The following is a 442-nucleotide window of genomic DNA, read 5'->3' on the forward strand; positions in this document are numbered from 1 at the left end:
AACAGGCGCACTTAGCCTGTTGGCGGCTTTCAAAAGGTTCAAACACATCGCCTTCAGATGGCTTTGTGCACTCACTTTAATCAGTCCGAAGTAGGCTGCCCGGGCGTAGCGGAATTTACGGTGCAGCGTACCGAAGCTTTGTTCGACCACATAACGGGTCTTCGACAAATATCGGTTACGCTTCGTTTGCACTTCCGACAGCGGATGTTTACGGTGGGCTTTGCGCATAATGCCGTCCAGCAGCCGATGCTCTTCCAGATGTTGCCGGTTTTCCGCACTGTCGTAGCCTTTGTCGGCATAGACGGTCGTACCTTTGGGCAGTCCTTCCAACAAAGGCGACAGGTGTTTGCACTCATGGGCATTGGCGGGGGTAATGTGCAGTTTCTCTATATAGCCTTCCGCATCGGTACGGGTATGTTGTTTGTAACCGAGTCTGTATAAA

The 442-nt window shown here is 51.8% G+C and carries 1 protein-coding gene; it reads right to left on the reverse strand.

Going from position 1 to position 442, the window contains the following annotated elements:
- Positions 1 to 442, reverse strand: a 442-nt coding sequence (locus ACTHTJ_RS10890; protein WP_440362691.1) for a transposase, incomplete at both ends; no start/stop codon positions are given.

This window comes from Neisseria sp. P0018.S001 (genome assembly GCF_051957355.1).
Classification (GTDB): domain Bacteria; phylum Pseudomonadota; class Gammaproteobacteria; order Burkholderiales; family Neisseriaceae; genus Neisseria; species Neisseria subflava_A.